The sequence below is a fragment of the Paraburkholderia saeva genome (assembly GCF_907164555.1).
Taxonomy (GTDB): Bacteria; Pseudomonadota; Gammaproteobacteria; order Burkholderiales; family Burkholderiaceae; genus Paraburkholderia; species Paraburkholderia saeva.
Genome location: NZ_CAJQZC010000011.1, coordinates 105,426 through 122,400 on the forward strand (window position 1 = coordinate 105,426; position 16,975 = coordinate 122,400).

13 protein-coding genes are annotated in these 16,975 nt (G+C 62.9%); 2 read left to right on the plus strand and 11 right to left on the minus strand.

Features of this window, described 5'->3' with window-relative positions:
- Window positions 1–26: 26 nt before the first annotated feature.
- The 4 genes from thpR to LPA36_RS24685 form a co-directional block, all read right to left on the minus strand.
- Entirely contained in the window at window positions 27–560 is a 534-nt protein-coding gene (thpR, locus tag LPA36_RS24670) for an RNA 2',3'-cyclic phosphodiesterase (protein WP_228882600.1), read from the minus strand.
- A 223-nt stretch (window positions 561–783) separates the two neighbouring features.
- Window positions 784–2,253, minus strand: coding sequence for a glutamate synthase subunit beta (locus LPA36_RS24675; protein WP_228882602.1), 1,470 nt, complete (start codon window positions 2,251–2,253; stop codon window positions 784–786).
- 109 nt (window positions 2,254–2,362) lie between these two features.
- Entirely contained in the window at window positions 2,363–7,066 is a 4,704-nt protein-coding gene (locus tag LPA36_RS24680; protein WP_228882605.1) for a glutamate synthase-related protein, read from the minus strand.
- Window positions 7,067–7,360: 294 nt separating this feature from the next.
- The gene (locus LPA36_RS24685) at window positions 7,361–8,068 is read right to left on the minus strand and encodes a transposase (RefSeq protein WP_228882606.1); all 708 of its coding nucleotides are present in this window, start codon (window positions 8,066–8,068) and stop codon (window positions 7,361–7,363) included.
- A 187-nt stretch (window positions 8,069–8,255) separates the two neighbouring features.
- On the opposite strand from LPA36_RS24685, the gene LPA36_RS24690 reads away from it, so the two are divergent.
- Together LPA36_RS24690 and LPA36_RS24695 are read left to right on the plus strand one after the other, a co-directional pair.
- Entirely contained in the window at window positions 8,256–8,978 is a 723-nt protein-coding gene (locus tag LPA36_RS24690; RefSeq protein ID WP_228882608.1) for an OmpW/AlkL family protein, read from the plus strand.
- 277 nt (window positions 8,979–9,255) lie between these two features.
- On the plus strand, window positions 9,256–9,639 hold the full coding sequence (locus tag LPA36_RS24695; RefSeq protein WP_228882610.1) for a DUF883 family protein: 384 nt from the start codon (window positions 9,256–9,258) through the stop codon (window positions 9,637–9,639).
- A 66-nt stretch (window positions 9,640–9,705) separates the two neighbouring features.
- Here LPA36_RS24695 and LPA36_RS24700 read toward each other — a convergent pair whose 3' ends face one another.
- The 7 genes from LPA36_RS24700 to pilM form a co-directional block, all read right to left on the minus strand.
- The gene (locus tag LPA36_RS24700; protein ID WP_228882701.1) at window positions 9,706–10,893 is read right to left on the minus strand and encodes a deoxyguanosinetriphosphate triphosphohydrolase; all 1,188 of its coding nucleotides are present in this window, start codon (window positions 10,891–10,893) and stop codon (window positions 9,706–9,708) included.
- Window positions 10,894–10,965: 72 nt separating this feature from the next.
- Window positions 10,966–12,042, minus strand: coding sequence for a 3-dehydroquinate synthase (gene aroB, locus LPA36_RS24705; RefSeq protein WP_228882703.1), 1,077 nt, complete (start codon window positions 12,040–12,042; stop codon window positions 10,966–10,968).
- An 8-nt stretch (window positions 12,043–12,050) separates the two neighbouring features.
- A complete protein-coding gene (locus LPA36_RS24710) occupies window positions 12,051–12,602 on the minus strand; it encodes a shikimate kinase (RefSeq protein WP_228882612.1) in 552 nt (183 codons plus the stop codon).
- A gap of 95 nt (window positions 12,603–12,697) precedes the next feature.
- Window positions 12,698–14,332: a type IV pilus secretin PilQ gene (locus LPA36_RS24715; protein WP_407674330.1), complete on the minus strand. Its 1,635-nt coding sequence runs from the start codon at window positions 14,330–14,332 to the stop codon at window positions 12,698–12,700.
- Window positions 14,329–15,234 carry a hypothetical protein gene (locus tag LPA36_RS24720; RefSeq protein WP_228882614.1) on the minus strand — a complete coding sequence of 302 codons (906 nt, stop codon included), beginning with the start codon at window positions 15,232–15,234 and terminating at the stop codon, window positions 14,329–14,331. The genes LPA36_RS24715 and LPA36_RS24720 overlap by 4 nt, the downstream gene beginning before the upstream one ends.
- A complete protein-coding gene (locus tag LPA36_RS24725) occupies window positions 15,231–15,926 on the minus strand; it encodes a fimbrial assembly protein (RefSeq protein WP_228882616.1) in 696 nt (231 codons plus the stop codon). Before LPA36_RS24725 ends, LPA36_RS24720 begins: the two co-directional genes overlap by 4 nt.
- A gap of 5 nt (window positions 15,927–15,931) precedes the next feature.
- Window positions 15,932–16,906, minus strand: coding sequence for a type IV pilus biogenesis protein PilM (gene pilM, locus LPA36_RS24730; protein ID WP_228882618.1), 975 nt, complete (start codon window positions 16,904–16,906; stop codon window positions 15,932–15,934).
- Window positions 16,907–16,975 lie beyond the last annotated feature (69 nt).

The following is a 16,975-nucleotide window of genomic DNA, read 5'->3' on the forward strand; positions in this document are numbered from 1 at the left end:
GTTTTGCCCGACGCGGCGGTTGCGGGTTATGCCAGTGGGACGCTGGCGAGTGCGCTGTACCGCGCGCCGTGTCGCGCGAGCGTGCTGGAGTACAGCACCAGCGATTCAAAACGCGCGGCGACTTCCGGCGCCGCCATGCGGACGTCGCCGACTGGCGCGGCGTCGCGACCAAATCTTGCCAGGGTGATGTGCGGACGGAACGCGCGGGCGTCGACCGGCAAACCCAGTTCCAGCATCAACGAACGGATGCGCCAGTCCAGCGCGACAAATTCATCCGACATCGCGAGTGTCGCCACAGTCAGTCGTGGCCGGTTCGCGTTCGGCCAATGCTCGACGCGCTCGATCCTGGCGGGTGACATCGGCACGGCGCGAGCCGCCAGTTCGTGGCCAAGCGCCTCACCGTGCGCGGCCGGCAGTGCACCGATGAACGTCACCGTCAGATGCAGCTGTTCATACGGCACGCGCCGCGCCGTGGGGGCGACCGGCACCGCCGCGAGCGCGTCGCGCGTCGCGGCATCGGGCGCAAGGGCGATGAAGCAGCGTTGCCAGCCGTCGGTCATGACGTGATCCGGTGTCGATTATTCAGCGTTGTTGCGGGCAGACGGGTCAGGTGCATTTTCCGCTTTAACCCGCGCCGCCGCAGGAAGACCGACGTTAAAAAACCGGGTCGCCCTTCCGGGCGCCCGGTTTTCCGTTACCGCTTTGTCGTCTCCACCTCTTCCTGCATCAATGCTGCGTCGACGCGATGCCGCAGCATACCAGCCGCGTCGGCGTGGAAAAAAATTACCGCGGCAGTTCCGTATGGCCCATCAGGAACGCGTCGACCGAACGTGCGCACTGACGGCCTTCGCGGATCGCCCAGACGACGAGCGACTGGCCACGACGCATATCGCCCGCCGTGAATACCTTGTCCACCGACGTGTAATAGGCCTTGTCGCCTTCAGTCGAAGCACGCACGTTGCCACGCGCATCCTTGTCGACGCCGAACGCTTCGAGCACCGGCGAAACCGGCTGCGTGAAGCCCATCGCGAGCAGCACGAGGTCGGCCTTCATTTCGAACTCGGAACCCGGCACTTCCTGCATCTTGCCGTCCTTCCATTCGACGCGCGCCGCGACCAGCTTCTCGACCTTGCCGTTCTTGCCTTCGAGACGTTTGGTGGCCACCGCCCAGTCGCGCTCGCAGCCTTCGTCATGCGAAGACGACGTGCGCAGCTTGACCGGCCAGTACGGCCACACGAGCGGCTTGTTCTCTTCTTCCGGCGGTTGCGGCAGCAGTTCAAACTGCGTGACGCTCTTCGCGCCATGACGGTTCGACGTGCCGACGCAGTCTGAGCCCGTATCGCCGCCACCGATCACGACCACATGCTTGCCCTTCGCGAGCAGCTGGTCGGGAACCTTGTCGCCGGCGTTGACCTTGTTCTGCTGCGGCAGGAATTCCATCGCGTAATGGATGCCTTCGAGCTCGCGGCCCGGCACCGGCAGATCACGCGGCGTTTCCGAGCCGCCCGCGATCACGACCGCGTCAAACTGCTCTTTCAGTTCGTCCGGCGTGATGGTTTCTTTTGCCGTGTTGCCGATCCAGGCCGGCAGCGAATCTTTTTTGCCGACGAACACGTTCGCGCGGAACGTCACGCCTTCGGCTTCCATCTGGCGCATGCGGCGGTCGATCAGCCACTTTTCCAGCTTGAAGTCGGGAATCCCGTAACGCAGCAGACCGCCGATACGGTCGTTCTTTTCGAACACGGTGACATCGTGCCCCGCGCGCGCGAGTTGCTGCGCGACAGCCAGACCCGCGGGGCCGGAACCGACAACCGCGACCTTCTTGCCCGTCTTGTGCTTCGGCGGCTGCGGTGCGACCCAGCCTTCCGTCCACGCCTTGTCGATGATCGCGTGTTCGATCGACTTGATGCCAACCGGATCGTCGTTGATGCCGAGCGTGCACGCCGCTTCGCACGGCGCCGGGCAGATGCGGCCCGTGAATTCCGGGAAGTTGTTCGTCGAGTGCAGGACTTCGATCGCGTTCTTCCAGTCCTGATGGAACACCAGGTCGTTGAAGTCCGGGATGATGTTGTTCACCGGGCAGCCGTTGTTGCAGAACGGAATGCCGCAGTCCATGCAACGTGCGCCCTGGATTTTGGCTTCATCGTCGGTCAATGCCGCGACGAACTCCTTGTAGTGCTTCACACGCGTGAGCGGAGCTTCGTACGCCTCATGGCGGCGTTCGAACTCGAGAAAACCGGTTGCCTTGCCCATATGGTTCTCTTCTCTATCTTTATCAGGTGGGGTGATCCGCGCCCGCCGCTTCAAAGCGGCGGACGCCTGTTGCTGCTTTCGCAGTGCTGCTGGCCGTAACGCGAAGACTTTAAGCGGCGAGTACTTCCTTCGCTGCCTTCTTCGCGCCCATTTCGCCCAGCGCGCGCTTGTATTCCGTCGGGAATACCTTCACGAACTGGCGTCGCGCGGCGTCCCAGTTTTCGAGCAGCGCCTTTGCACGCGGCGAGCCCGTGAACTGGAAGTGGCGCTCGATGAGACCCTTCAGCAATGCTTCGTCGGTCTGGCTCGTGTGCCACAGTGCGCGGTCGACAGTGCGTTCCTGTTCGGCCTGTTGCAGCACCGGTTCGAGCGCGACCATCGATTTGTTGCACTTGCCGGCGAACGTGTTGTCCGGATCGAACACGTACGCGATACCGCCCGACATGCCGGCCGCGAAGTTACGGCCCGTTTCGCCGAGCACGACCACCGTGCCGCCCGTCATGTATTCGCAGCCATGGTCGCCCGTGCCTTCGACAACTGCCGTCGCGCCCGAGTTACGCACGCAGAAGCGCTCGCCTGCGACACCGCGGAAAAACGATTCGCCCTCGATCGCGCCGTACATCACCGTGTTGCCGCAGATGATGTTTTCCTCCGACTTGCCGCGGAAATCGTTCGTCGGACGGATGATGATGCGGCCACCCGACAGACCCTTGCCGACGTAGTCGTTGCCGTCGCCGACGAGGTCGAGCGTGATGCCCCGGGCGAGGAACGCGCCGAAGCTCTGGCCAGCCGTGCCTTTCAGCTGGATGTGGATCGTGTCGTCAGGCAGACCGTCGTGGCCGTACTTCTTCGCGATCGTGCCGGACAGCATCGCACCGACCGTACGGTTCACGTTGCGCACCGGCTGGATGAACGAGACGTGCTCGCCTTTCTCGATTGCCGCCTTCGCCTTCTCGATCAGCACGTGATCGAGGGCGCGGTCGAGACCGTGGTCCTGAACGTCGACATGCTTGCGCGCGACTTCCGCCGCAACCTGCGGCTGGTAGAACACGCGCGAGAAGTCGAGACCCTTCGCCTTCCAGTGCTCGACGCCCTTCTTCATGTCGAGCAGTTCGGCGTGACCGATCAGGTCGTCGAACTTGCGGATGCCCAGTTGCGCCATGATTTCGCGCGCTTCTTCAGCAACGAAGAAGAAAAAGTTGACGACGTGTTCCGGCTGGCCCTTGAACTTCGCGCGCAGCACCGGATCCTGCGTCGCAACGCCGACCGGGCACGTGTTCAGGTGACACTTGCGCATCATGATGCAGCCTTCGACGACGAGCGGCGCCGTCGCAAAGCCGAATTCATCTGCGCCGAGCAGCGCGCCGATCACGACGTCGCGGCCGGTCTTCATCTGGCCGTCAGCCTGCACGCGGATACGGCCGCGCAGCTGGTTCAGCACGAGCGTCTGCTGCGTTTCGGCGAGACCGAGTTCCCACGGCGTGCCGGCGTGCTTGATCGACGACAGCGGCGAAGCGCCCGTGCCGCCATCGTGGCCCGCGATCACGACGTGATCGGCCTTCGCCTTCGCGACACCCGCGGCAACCGTACCGACGCCCGATTCCGACACCAGCTTCACCGAGATGCTGGCTGCCGAATTCGCGTTCTTCAGATCGTGGATCAGCTGCGCCAGATCTTCGATCGAGTAGATGTCATGGTGCGGCGGCGGCGAAATCAGGCCGACGCCCGGCACCGAGTAACGCAGCTTGCCGATGTACTCGGACACCTTGTGACCCGGCAACTGGCCGCCTTCGCCCGGCTTCGCGCCCTGCGCCATCTTGATCTGGATCTGGTCGGCCGAGGCGAGGTATTCCGCCGTCACGCCGAAGCGGCCGGACGCCACCTGCTTGATCTTCGAGCGCAGCGAATCACCATCCTTCAACGGGATGTCGACGATCACTTCATCGCCGATCACCGACTTCATCGTGTCGCCGTTCTTGATCGGAATGCCGCGCAGTTCGTTGCGGTAACGGTTCACGTCCTCGCCGCCTTCGCCCGTGTTCGACTTGCCGCCGATGCGGTTCATCGCGACTGCCAGTGTGGCGTGCGCTTCCGTCGAAATCGAGCCGAGCGACATCGCGCCAGTCGCAAAGCGCTTGACGATGTCCTTCGCGGATTCGACTTCGTCGAGCGGAATCGCTTTGGTCGGGTCGAACTTGAATTCGAACAGGCCGCGGAACGTCATATGACGCTTCGTCTGATCGTTGATCAGATGCGCGTATTCCTTGTACGTCTGGTACGAGTTGCTGCGCGCCGAGTGTTGCAGCTTGGCGATCGCATCCGGCGTCCACATGTGCTCTTCGCCGCGCACGCGATACGCGTATTCGCCGCCTGCGTCGAGCATCGTCGCCAGCACCGGGCTGTCGCCGAATGCTTCGCGATGCAGGCGAATCGCTTCTTCCGCGACTTCGAAGAGGCCGATGCCGCCAACCTTCGACGACGTACCGCGGAAATACTTCAGCACGAGATCTTCAGCCAGACCGACGGCTTCGAAAATCTGCGCGCCGGTGTAGGACATGTACGTCGAAATGCCCATCTTCGACATGACCTTCATCAGGCCCTTGCCGACCGCCTTCGTGAAGTTGTAGACGGCCTTGTCCGCCGACAGGTCGCCCTTCATGCCAGCGGCAAGCTGCGAGAGCGTTTCCATTGCGAGGTACGGGTGCACGGCTTCCGCGCCGTAGCCCGCGAGCAACGCGAAGTGATGCGTTTCACGCGCCGAACCTGTTTCGACGACGAGACCCGTGCTCGTGCGCAGACCTTGTTGCACGAGGTGCGTGTGGATCGCCGACGTAGCGAGCAGCGCCGGAATCGCGACGTTGTCGCGGTCGGTGCGGCGGTCGGACACGATCAGCATGTTGTAGCCGGACTTGACCGCATCCACGGCTTCCGCGCACAGCGACGCGAGACGCGCCTCGATGCCTTCCTTGCCCCAGGCTACCGGATAGCAGATATTCAGTTCATACGAACTGAACTTGCCGCCCGTGTACTGATCGATCGCGCGGATCTTCGCGATATCACGGAAGTCGAGCACCGGCTGCGACACTTCGAGACGCATCGGCGGGTTGATGTTGTTCGTGTCGAGCAGGTTCGGCTTCGGACCGACGAACGACACCAGCGACATCACCATGTTCTCGCGGATCGGGTCGATCGGCGGGTTCGTGACCTGCGCGAACAGCTGCTTGAAGTAGTGATAGAGCGTCTTGTTCTTGTTGGACATGACGGCGAGCGGCGAGTCGTTGCCCATCGAGCCGACGGCTTCTTCACCGGCCTGCGCCATCGGCGCCATCAGGAACTTGAGGTCTTCCTGCGTGTAGCCGAACGCCTGCTGACGATCCAGCAGCGCCGCCGCTTCGCGGCGTTCCGTGACGACGTCTTCCGCCTTCGGCTCGATCTCGTCGAGCTTGATGCGCACCGCATCGATCCAGCTCTTGTACGGCTTTGCGTTCGCGAGGTTGTCCTTCAGTTCCTTGTCGTCGATGATGCGGCCGTGTTCCATGTCGATCAGGAACATCTTGCCCGGCTGCAGACGCCACTTCTTGACGATCTTCGACTCGGGAATCGGCAGCGTGCCCGCTTCCGACGCCATGATGACGAGATCGTCGTCGGTGACGATATAGCGCGCCGGACGCAGACCGTTACGGTCGAGCGTCGCGCCGATCTGACGACCGTCGGTGAAGGCGATGGCGGCAGGGCCGTCCCACGGCTCCATCATCGCGGCGTGATATTCGTAGAACGCGCGGCGGTTGTCGTCCATCAGCGTGTGCTGCTCCCACGCTTCCGGAATCATCATCATCATCGCGTGGACGAGCGGGTAGCCAGCCATCACGAGCAGCTCGAGACAGTTGTCGAACGACGCCGTGTCGGACTGACCCGGATAGATCAGCGGCCACAGCTTCGGCAGGTCGTCGCCAAGCACGTGCGACGCGATCGCGCCGGTACGGGCGTTCAGCCAGTTGACGTTGCCCTTCACCGTGTTGATTTCGCCGTTGTGGGCGATCATGCGGTACGGGTGAGCCAGTTCCCACGCCGGGAACGTGTTCGTCGAGAAGCGCTGGTGCACGAGCGCGAGCGCCGACACGGTGCGGTCATCCTGCAGGTCGCGGTAGTACACGCCGACCTGGCCCGCCAGCAACAGACCCTTGTAGACGACCGTGCGCGCCGACATCGACGGCACGAAGTACTCCTTGCCGTGCTTCAGCTTGAGCGCCTGGATGCGGTGGCTCGCGGTCTTGCGGATCACGTACAGCTTCCGCTCGAGCGCATCGGTCACCATGATGTCCTTGCCGCGACCGATGAAGATCTGGCGGATCAGCGGCTCGCTCGCCTTCACGGTGGGCGAAATCGGCATCGTGTGGTCGACCGGCACGTCGCGCCAGCCGAGCACGACCTGGCCTTCTGCCTTCACCGTACGTTCGAGTTCCTGTTCGCACGCGAGACGCGATGCATGTTCCTTCGGCAGGAAGATCATGCCGACGCCGTACTCACCTTCCGGCGGCAGCGTCACGCCCTGTTTCGCCATTTCCTCGCGGTAGAAGCCGTCCGGCACCTGAATCAGGATGCCCGCGCCGTCGCCCATCAGCGGATCGGCGCCGACGGCGCCCCGGTGGTCGAGGTTTTCGAGGATCTTCAGGCCTTGCTGAACGATTTCATGACTTTTCTTGCCCTTGATATGGGCGACGAAGCCGACGCCACAGGCGTCATGCTCGTTTTGCGGGTCGTAGAGCCCTTGCTCGGCGGGAACCGAAGACGTCGGTTGCAGGTGGTCGTTCATGGGGACACCGTCTGTAGGGGGCCGATCGGCCGTTGAACCATTTTTCTGTTGCCTGCGGCGGGCGCGCCAGCCGCACGGCGGGTCGATTTTCCAGAGTGGTGCACGCTCGGAATTCGCCGGAAATCGAAATATACGCGACGAATCAACGGAATAGCAAATAAAACCCTGTGGTACGACCCCTATTATCAGATTGGTGCATTGCGTCGTTTTTTTATTGGTGCCATATCAAAAAGGTGCAAAAGAAAACGGCATGCGAAGATGCCGTCGGTTTTGCAGACTATTGATCTGAAAGGCTTATTGCGTCTGCGGCGTTTCGCGAACCTTCCGCGGACGACCGCGCGGCAGCGGCGACACGCGGCGGTTCGCTGCACGCGCCGCCCACTCTCGATAGGTCTCGCTGCCGAGTACCCAGCCCTTCAATGTGGCTTGCTGAAGCTGGTTTGTTTCGCGTTCGTCGAGCGGTTGTTCGCAGAGTTCGCGATACGTGCGTTGCCGTTCGAACGGCGTATTGCCGAGCGACCAGTACAGCGGGTGATCGGTGATGAGGCTGTCGAGCGTGAGGCCGATGTGATGACGGTAACTCGACCAGCGATAGTCCTCCGGCGCGCTCACGAGCTGCATGCGCACCGGGCACATTTCCACGACGCGACTTGCGAGCAGAAAGTACCGCTCGCCTTCGATCACGGTCGCGCGATAGCGGCCTTCCCATAGCGTGCCGCGTCGCGCGTAACGACGGTTGAAATGCGCCACGTAGCGACGGCCGACAGCCTGCATTGCCTTCGGCAGACTCGACTCTTCGGAGGGCGTGACAAGCAGTTGCACCGCGCCTGGCATCAGCACGTACGCGTGTATCGCCAGGCGATGGTCGCGCGATGCTGCCTTGAGGCAATCGATGAAGAGCTCGTAGTCCTGGTCGTCGACAAATGCGGGCTGCTGGTCGAGTCCGCGCAGGATCACGTGCTGCGGCTGGTCGGGGACATAAAGACGTGCTAGCCGTGCCATGCTGGATTATCCATTAGACGCGTTGGTGATTACCCGAGGGGTCCGTGAAGCCATGCGACGCAGGGTCCGATGCCGCCTGGCTTCGCCAGAAACCGCGCGGAGCTTAGGGAGAAGCCTCTAACGGCCGCGTATGGTTTGTTTGAAACGTTGTGGTCATAATGAGCGGGCTTTTTCAGGAGGAGCACAGATGAAATTAAAACAAGCCATTACGGGGATGGCTGCGCTGGCTTGCATCACGACAGCACATGCACAATCGGCCGGCACTTTTTACGTTACAACGGGCTGGTTTCACATCGCCCCTCAGGACAGCAGTCATCCGCTTAAGGAAACAAGCGTCGGCGGTTCACCCGTCAACATCGAAATTCCAAACACAGGCGCCAGTCTGAGCGACGCCGACACTGCAGGCTTCACCGCTGGATACTTCGTCACCGACCATATCGCGACTGAACTCGTGATGGGCATTCCGCCCACGTTCGACCTCAACGGCACGGGTCAGTTTGCAGCGTTCGGCAAGCTCGGCGAAGCGAAACAGTGGAGCCCGACGCTGCTCTTCAAGTACTACTTCCGCGAGCCCCAGGCGCAGTTCCGTCCGTATCTCGGAATCGGTGTGACCCGTACGTGGTTCACCGACGAACACATCACGAACAGCCAGTTCGAACAGGGCGTGCTGCATGGTCCGACATCGGTAACTACGGATAGTTCGTGGGCACCCGTGTTCAATGCCGGCTTTACCTTCGCGTTTGACCAGCACTGGTTTGCAGGCGTCTCGGTCTCGTACCTGCCGCTCAGCACCACTGCCAAGCTCAATACCCAGGCGACGACGCCGATCGGCAAGCTCACGGTTGCTTCGGAAACGAAGATCAAGCTGAACCCGATCGTCACGTACATCAATGTCGGCTACCGCTTCTAGGCTAAGCGTAGTCGAGATTTGGGGGCTTGAACAAGAAACGCCGTCATGATTTATTCATGACGGCGTTTTGTCTTTGTTGGCTGACTGTTTGCGGGGCGTCTGGCAAGGTTTGTAATTTTGACCTGCGACGTGCAATGTAGCCGGCCTCGCGGGCGCGGCAAAAGGCTGCAATCGTCTGCTGGAACGGGTTGCCGGGTTGGGCACTGAAGTTGCGTGAGAGCGTGTTTCCCGCACGATGACGCGGGATTTCTGCCTATCCATCATCGACGGAGCCACCATGGACGCACTACCGAATACGCGAGACGCCATTGGAGATTCGCTGAACTCGACAGGTCGCCGGGCGCGCCGCATCGCACGCCACGGTCGTCACGCTGCTGAAGACATTGGCACCGAATTGCGCTCACTGCTTTCGGAACTCGAGGAAACGCTGGCCGACGGCACGTCGGCGGATGCTGCCGCGTTGCGTGCCCAGATGCGCAAGCGTCTTGACGCAGCACGGGCACGGCTCGACGGCACCCGGCTCGCCGTACGCGAACGCGCTGAAGTCGCAATGGCCGACGCCGACGAATATGTGCACGACAATCCCTGGAAGACCATCGCCATTGTCGGCGGCATTGCACTCATCGCGGGGGCGTTGCTTGGGCGCAGCAATATGCGTTAGAGCTGGCGCTAGAGGATTGCGCCAGGGAGGCCGCGGCGCGCACTTTCAGCGCGCCGCCGGCTTGCGCTAGTTGTCGTCGATCACGAACAGGCGCCGATATTCCTTCAACGCGTACCGATCGGTCATACCCGCGATGTAATGCGCGATCAGCCGGGGCTGCGTCGCGTCCTGCTTCGCTTGATAGGCCGGCGGTAGCAGACGCGGATCTTCGGTGAACGCATCGAAGAGGCCCGCCACGACCCGGCGCGCCTTGTTCGCCATCCGCATCACGCGATAGTGGCGATACAGATTCCTGAACAGGAAGCGCTTGAGCGATGCGGCCTGCGCAGCGACGTGTTCGCTATGCGCGACGAGCGGCGGTGCGCTACGCACGTCGTCGAGCGAACGCGGTGCATGTTCGGCGAGATTGCGCGTGGTGGTGTCGATCAGATCGACAATCAGTGTATTGATGATGCGCCGGACAGTTTCGTGGACGAGCCGTCGCCCGTCGATATCCGGATACTCGTGGTGCGCCGCTTCGTAGTGCGTTTGCCAAAGCTCGACTTCGGAGAGCTGCGCGATTGTCAGGAGACCGGAGCGCAGGCCATCGTCGACATCGTGATTGTTGTAGGCGATTTCGTCGGCGACGTTTGCGATCTGCGCTTCGAGCGACGGCTGACGCCCTTCGAGAAAACGCTCGCCGAGCGCGCCGAGCTTGCGCGCGTTTTCACGCGAGCAGTGCTTCAGGATGCCTTCGCGGGTTTCAAAGCAGAGGTTGAGCCCGTCGAAGCCGCCATAGTGTTCTTCAAGATCGTCGACGACGGCGAGGCTTTGCAGATTGTGTTCAAAGCCGCCATGCTCGCGCATGCATTCGTTGAGCGCATCCTGACCCGCGTGACCAAACGGCGTATGTCCGAGATCGTGAGCGAGCGAAATCGCTTCGACGAGATCCTCGTTCACACGCAGATTGCGGGCGACCGAGCGCGCGATCTGCGCGACTTCGAGACTGTGCGTGAGGCGCGTGCGAAACAGGTCTCCTTCGTGATTCACAAAAACCTGCGTCTTGTACTCCAGGCGCCGAAATGCCGTGGAATGGACGATCCGGTCGCGATCGCGCTGGAATTCGGTGCGTGCGCTGGGCGGCGGTTCCGGATAGCGACGCCCGCGTGACTGGGCCGAATGCGCCGCATAGGGCGCGAGATGATGTTCGAGTGCAGCAGGTGAAGGAAGCGGCGCCACGCCCGGAGCCTGGCTACCGCGTGGATCGGTCGACATGTCGCTGCGCGTTTCGCTCACCGGTCTCTCCAGCTCATGGACGACGCCGACGCAGGCACGTGCGGTCTGCGCTCAGACCGCCGCCGCGAGGGTTGCGCGAACGACGTCGTCAGGTGCCTCGCTGATGAGCGTGTCGCCGAAACGCTTCAACAGGATGAATTTGATTGCGCCGGCCTGGGCTTTCTTGTCGACCTTCATGAGGTCAATGTAGCGCGCATCGCCGAGTGTGGGTGCGCGGGTGGGCAGATGCGCAGCCACGATGACGTCGACCAGACGCCTGCGCGCCCCTTCGTCGAGATGGCCGAGCCGCACCGACAGGTCCGCCGCCATCACCATCCCGCAACCAACCGCTTCACCGTGCAGCCACTCGCCATACCCGAGACCCGCCTCGATTGCGTGCCCGAACGTGTGCCCGAAATTGAGAATCGCGCGCAGCCCGCCTTCTCGCTCGTCAGCCGCGACCACCGATGCCTTGATCTCGCACGAGCGCTTGACGGCCTCGGCGAGCGCCTGCGGTTCGCAACGGTTGAGTGCCTCGATGTTTGCTTCGATCCAGTCGAAGAAAGCGGCGTCGGCGATGGCGCCCGTCTTGATGACTTCGGCGACGCCGGCCGCGAGTTCACGCGCCGGAAGCGTACGCAACGCGCCGATGTCCGCGATCACCGCCTGCGGCTGGTAGAACGCGCCGATCATGTTCTTGCCGAGCGGATGATTGATGCCCGTCTTGCCGCCCACCGACGAATCGACCTGCGACAGCAGCGTTGTCGGCACCTGGATGAACGGCACGCCGCGCATGTAGCATGCGGCAGCAAAACCGGTCATGTCGCCGATCACGCCGCCACCGAGCGCGACAAGCGTGGTCTTGCGATCGGCGCGGGCGGTCAGGAGCGCGTCGAAGATCAGGTTGAGCGTTTCCCAGTTCTTGTGCGCCTCCCCATCCGGCAGGACGACCGTCGAAACCTGCTTGCCAAGCGGCGCCAGCGCGCGGCGCAGCGTGTCGCCGTACAGCGGATCGATGGTGGAATTGGTGACGATCGTGACGGACGCGCCCGCGATATGCGGTGCAAAAAGCGCGGTCTGGCCGATCAGATCGGCACCGATATGGATGGGATAGGCGCGGTCGCCCAGTTCGACGTTGACGGTAATCATGCTTGACATTATGACGCAGGATGTCTGGCGACGCCGGCCATCTCGAGCTGCATCAGCACCATGTTGACGAGCCCGTTGACCGACGGGCGGCCAGTTTCGATGACGAAATCGGCGCATTCGCGGTAAAGGGGATCGCGCACTGAATACAGCGCTTCGAGCCGACCCTTTGGATCTTCGGTTTGCAGGAGCGGGCGGTTCTTGTCGCGGCGGGTGCGCAGCCAGAGGTCGTGCGGATTGGCTCGCAGATAAACGACGAGGCCCCGGCTGCTCAACACTTCCCGGTTTTCGGGACGCAGCACCGCGCCGCCGCCCGTTGCGAGCACAATTTTGTCGCGGCCGGTCAGATCGGCGATGGTGTGCGCTTCCCGGTCGCGGAAACCCGCCTCACCTTCGAGTTCGAAGATGGTGGCGATGCGCGCGCCCGTGCGCGCCTCGATTTCGTGGTCGGAATCGAAGAAGGGGCGGTCCAGCCGGCGCGCCACCGCCCGGCCCACGGTGGTTTTACCCGCCCCCATGAGCCCTACAAAAAATACATTGGCGTTTGCGTCCCGCGGTTGCAACGGTGTCCTCTGGCTAATCCGGTATGGTTCGTGCCGCAGCTTAAAGGCAAAGCGACTGCCTTGTCGAGCCTGCGGCCGGACGCTGCGGCAGACCGTCAATTCGTCTGCACAACGCGCGGCGTGATGAAAACGACCAGTTCGCTGCGCTGGTCGCGGTGCGCCGTATGCCGAAAAAGCGCGCCTAAAAGCGGTATTTTGCCCAGGAGCGGCACCCGCGTCACATCGTTACGGTCGTCGGACGCGTAAATGCCGCCAATCGACACGGTCCCGCCGTCTTCCACCTCGACCCGTGTCTGCACGTGTTTGGTGTTGATCGCCGGCCCCGCGTCGGTTTGCTCGCCGACGCTGTCTTTCGCCACATCCAGGTCCAGAATCACCCGGCCGTCGGGCGTAATCTGCGGTTCGACCTCCAGTTTGAGCGTCGCGCGGCGAAACTGCACGCCGGATACGCCCTGCCCGACTTTCGCCTGATACGGCAGCTCCGTACCCTGCTCGACAACTGCTTTCATGCGGTCGGCTGTCACGACGCGCGGACTCGACACGATCTGGCCGTGCCCTTCCGCCTCCAGCGCGCTCAACTCGATGTTCAGGAGCCGCGTGGCGTGAGCCGCAAATAACGTCAGTCCGGCCGTCGCCGCATCGAACCCCGCAATCGGGCGCGCCGACAGGTCGTAGACGGCACCTTCCTTGCCGCCGCTCAATCCGCGCGACGTGCCGTCCGTGTTCGTGGCACTCATCGAGAGCCGTACGCCCAGATTGCGCGAAAACCCCTGTTCGCCTTCGATGATGCGCGCCTCGATCAGCACCTGCCGCGTCGGCCGGTCGAGCGACGCAAGCAGATCGGCTATCTGCGCGAGGCGCCCCGCGATATCGGTGACGAACAGCAAATTGGTGCGCGGATCGGCCATCACGGAGCCGCGTTTGGACAGCACGCGCTGCGCACCCGAGGCACTCAGCAGTTTCCGGATGTCTTCGGCATGGGCATAGTGCAGCTCGAACATGCGGCTCGCGAGCGGCTCAAGATCGGCGGCCCTCGCGTGGGCTTCGAACCGCTGCTTCTCGCGCGCGGCGAGGTCCGCGACGGGTGCGACCCAGATGACGTTGCCGCGCCGCTCCATCGCAAGGCCGTTGACGTCGAGCAGCGTATCGAATGCGGCGCGCCAGGGCACCTTGTCGAGCCGCAGCGATACGAAACCGCGCACCCGCTCGCTGGCGACGATGTTGAGACCTGTGAACCGCGCGAACGCGTCGAGCACGGCGCCAAGCTCTGCATGCTGGAAGTTGAGCGTGATCGGGCGAGCGGCCTCTTCCGTGTCGCCAGTTTCTGCGGAGGGCGGCTGGCTCATCCGCTGCGGCGATGCCAGCGGGACTGGCGGCCCTTCCAGCGCCGGTTGAGTGCTCGTATCAGTGCTACCGGCCGATTTCAGTGGCTGGCTTCCGGAAGTCGCGGCCTCCTCAGATTGCTCGCCTTTCAAATCGTCGTCTGGCACATAGGCAGTTTTCGAATCATCTCGCGCGCTGGCAGACAATGGGCTTTCCGACCCGATACCCTCGTCGAACAGGCTCGACGCACCTGCGTTCACGCTCCCAGGCAACGGCGGCAAGCCGTAGGGCGCAAGCGCGTCGTCCATCGGCATGGATTCGGGCAGCGGCGGCAACGACGCATGCGCCAACGTCGCTGCTAAGCCCAGACAAAGATAGAGACACAGGCGACGCAGCATCCCGGTCATGACGTCACCTCCGCGAACGTCAAAGTGCGCGTCTGGCCGTTTCGTGAGAGACCGACGCCTGGCGCCTCGATGCGCGTCACCCGCTCGACACCCAGGTGGTCGCCGACCGCGACTGCTGTAACGCCGCCCGCCGTTTCGACCAGCGCGAGACCGCGAAACGAATTGCGCAACATGCCAACCAGACGCAACGACGGATCTTCCGTCATTAACGGTCGGTTCACGGGTGAAAAGGGATCGAAGAAAAGGTAGTCGTCCGCCTCTTCGTCTGCTTCAGTGCCCGACTTCCCCGCATCCTGCGCAGACACCGGACGCAAAGCCGGAAACGATTCGAGCGTCGCGTTGATCATGAGCGTGTCGGCTTGCCGCTTGATCGTCACGTCACCCGGCACGACAAGTGTCGGGAGGCCGGACAGGCCACGCAAAAATCCCAGCCACTCGGCGAAATCGGCGCGCGCCGTGAGACGCAGCGGTCGCGTTGCTGTAATTCCGGCGCCGGCCAGGGGTTGCGGCTCCAGCGTCAGCAGTTCGACGCCGTGCCTGCCGGCTAGCTGCGATACCGCACGCAGATCATCCGCGGACGTCCAGCTTGTTGCATCGCGCAGTGCCGACGCATTCGCGCCGGCAAGGCGTAATGCAGGCAATTGAGTCGTCGCGTGCCGCGCGCTGGCCAGATTGTGTTGCGCGTGCTCAAGGAGCGACTGTTTCAACTGTGCACCGCCCAGATCAATGCGTTGCCACGCATAAGCGCCAGCGAGAAAGACGGCGAGCGCAACAAGAAAAGCGACAGTGAATCGACGACGCCCACTCCACGCTTCGGGCGGAAGACGCGCCTGAGCGAGCAATGTCGCGACGAAACCACCACTGTCCGTACTGGCGAGGCCACCAGCGATCGCACTGTTCATCTCTCACCTCCCGTTTTGTTTGTCTGCACGTTCGCGGATGAAGTCCCACTCTTCGTGTCTCGCAGCCCTCCGGCCCAGCGCACGTGCGCGCCGAATTCCACCGCGTCACGCGTAGCTTGTGACGTGATCTGGCCGTTTCCCGGCAACGTTCGATGTAGTTCTTTCATCTCAACGTCCTCCGCGCCCGGCACCGTCGTCAGTCGTTTCAGCCACGCAGCCGGCGCGACGTGATTGACCGCCATCGCGCGAAATTCGGTTTCGTGCGGACGATGTCGAATTTCCTGCATGACGACACCGTCGCTATCGGGCGTGTCGTCTTCGCCCAGCACCGCCATCAGATCAAGCAGATGCGTGAGCGACGCAGACGAAATCACTGCTTGCGCGTCACGCGCTTCGCGTTCCCGCGCATCGTGAAGAAGCGCTGCATGCTCGGCGAGCGGAGCTGCAAGCTGCGCGAGCGAGCGCTCCACAGAAGCACGTTGCGCGTCGAACCGCATGCCCTCGTACGCGTACCAGCCGGCCAGCATCAGCGCGACAACGGCACCGGCGACTGCCGCACCGGACCATTCAAGCGCGCAGCGTCGTCGCGCAAGACGTCTGTCGCGCTCGCGATACGGCAAAAGGTTGAAGCCGCCCGGTTTCACGCGTCGCGCCGCTGCTTTGCGCGGCGAGAAGATCTGGAGAAGTCGCACGCGAATCACTCCATGAGCCCACGCAACGCGAGACCCGATGCAACGACAAATGCGGGCTCTTTCAGCAGATCTTCACGAAGATGAGAACCACCCTCGGCGAGCGGCACGCATTCGAACTGAAGCACCATGCAACCGAGCACATCGCCCAGATCAGCGACCGTAAAACCAATGCTCTGAAGCAGGGCGAGTTGCCCGCCAAGGACCGCACATCTCGCACCTTCGCCGACGAGTTCGCGGAGTGCTTCGACGAGATCGGCATGTTCAAGCGCCGGAAAGCGCGTTTCCGCGACGACCGATTCGTCGACGATGCGCCAGCCATAGATGCCTTCGTCGCCGACCCAGATCGCGACGTAAGCGTCGGATTCGCCGACTTCGAGCGTTGCCACGTGACGCAGCGCCCGCAACGCAGCGTGCGGTTCGCCGTCGATTGTGGTGAGTGTGATGCCCGCGGCCGCGGCGCATTCCATGCGCGCTTCGAGGCGCGCTCTGGTCGTTGCCGCGATGGTTACGCAGCCGCTGCGCTGCGGCGAGTCATCGGCGAACCAGTCGACCGCGAGCGCGTGCCGTTCAATGCCCGCGACGCGTTCCGCTTCGGCCATGACGGCCGGCTCGAGTGCGGCAAGCGCGGGATCGCCCGCCAGCGACCGACGGGGTGCGGCGAGATTCGCCATGGGCACCGAGATTGTCATCGTGGCCGATGCGGGCAACGCCATCGCACACCGGAACAGATGCGTGCTGATATCCCGGGGCAGTTGTGCAAAGAGTGCGCGCAACGCGGTAGCCACCGACGCGCGATTGACGATCTCCGCGCCTGCCAGCGCCCCCGCGAACAACGGTTCAACGGCGATGAACTCGAGCCGCACGGGACGGCCGTTTCCCGCACGCTGGCTCAACACGACGAGCCTGATTTCCTGCTGGCCGATATCGATGCCCGCCGCAAAACGGCGCATCACCGGCATCCACGAATTTCTGAGCGCCATGACGCCTCCCTTCAGAACCGCGCGCCGAACCATTCGGACGCAACGACAGGAGGCATTCTGCTCAGCGGC

Excerpts from the sequence above, each read along its gene's own strand:
- thpR (WP_228882600.1), bottom strand. The coding sequence starts at position 560 with ATGACCGACGGCTGGCAACGCTGCTTCATCGCCCTTGCGCCCGATGCC.
- LPA36_RS24675 (WP_228882602.1), bottom strand. The coding sequence starts at position 2,253 with ATGGGCAAGGCAACCGGTTTTCTCGAGTTCGAACGCCGCCATGAGGCG.
- LPA36_RS24680 (WP_228882605.1), bottom strand. The coding sequence starts at position 7,066 with ATGAACGACCACCTGCAACCGACGTCTTCGGTTCCCGCCGAGCAAGGG.
- LPA36_RS24685 (WP_228882606.1), bottom strand. The coding sequence starts at position 8,068 with ATGGCACGGCTAGCACGTCTTTATGTCCCCGACCAGCCGCAGCACGTG.
- LPA36_RS24690 (WP_228882608.1), top strand. The coding sequence starts at position 8,256 with ATGAAATTAAAACAAGCCATTACGGGGATGGCTGCGCTGGCTTGCATC.
- LPA36_RS24695 (WP_228882610.1), top strand. The coding sequence starts at position 9,256 with ATGGACGCACTACCGAATACGCGAGACGCCATTGGAGATTCGCTGAAC.
- LPA36_RS24700 (WP_228882701.1), bottom strand. The coding sequence starts at position 10,893 with ATGTCGACCGATCCACGCGGTAGCCAGGCTCCGGGCGTGGCGCCGCTT.
- aroB (WP_228882703.1), bottom strand. The coding sequence starts at position 12,042 with ATGATTACCGTCAACGTCGAACTGGGCGACCGCGCCTATCCCATCCAT.
- LPA36_RS24715 (WP_407674330.1), bottom strand. The coding sequence starts at position 14,332 with ATGACCGGGATGCTGCGTCGCCTGTGTCTCTATCTTTGTCTGGGCTTA.
- LPA36_RS24720 (WP_228882614.1), bottom strand. The coding sequence starts at position 15,234 with ATGAACAGTGCGATCGCTGGTGGCCTCGCCAGTACGGACAGTGGTGGT.
- pilM (WP_228882618.1), bottom strand. The coding sequence starts at position 16,906 with ATGGCGCTCAGAAATTCGTGGATGCCGGTGATGCGCCGTTTTGCGGCG.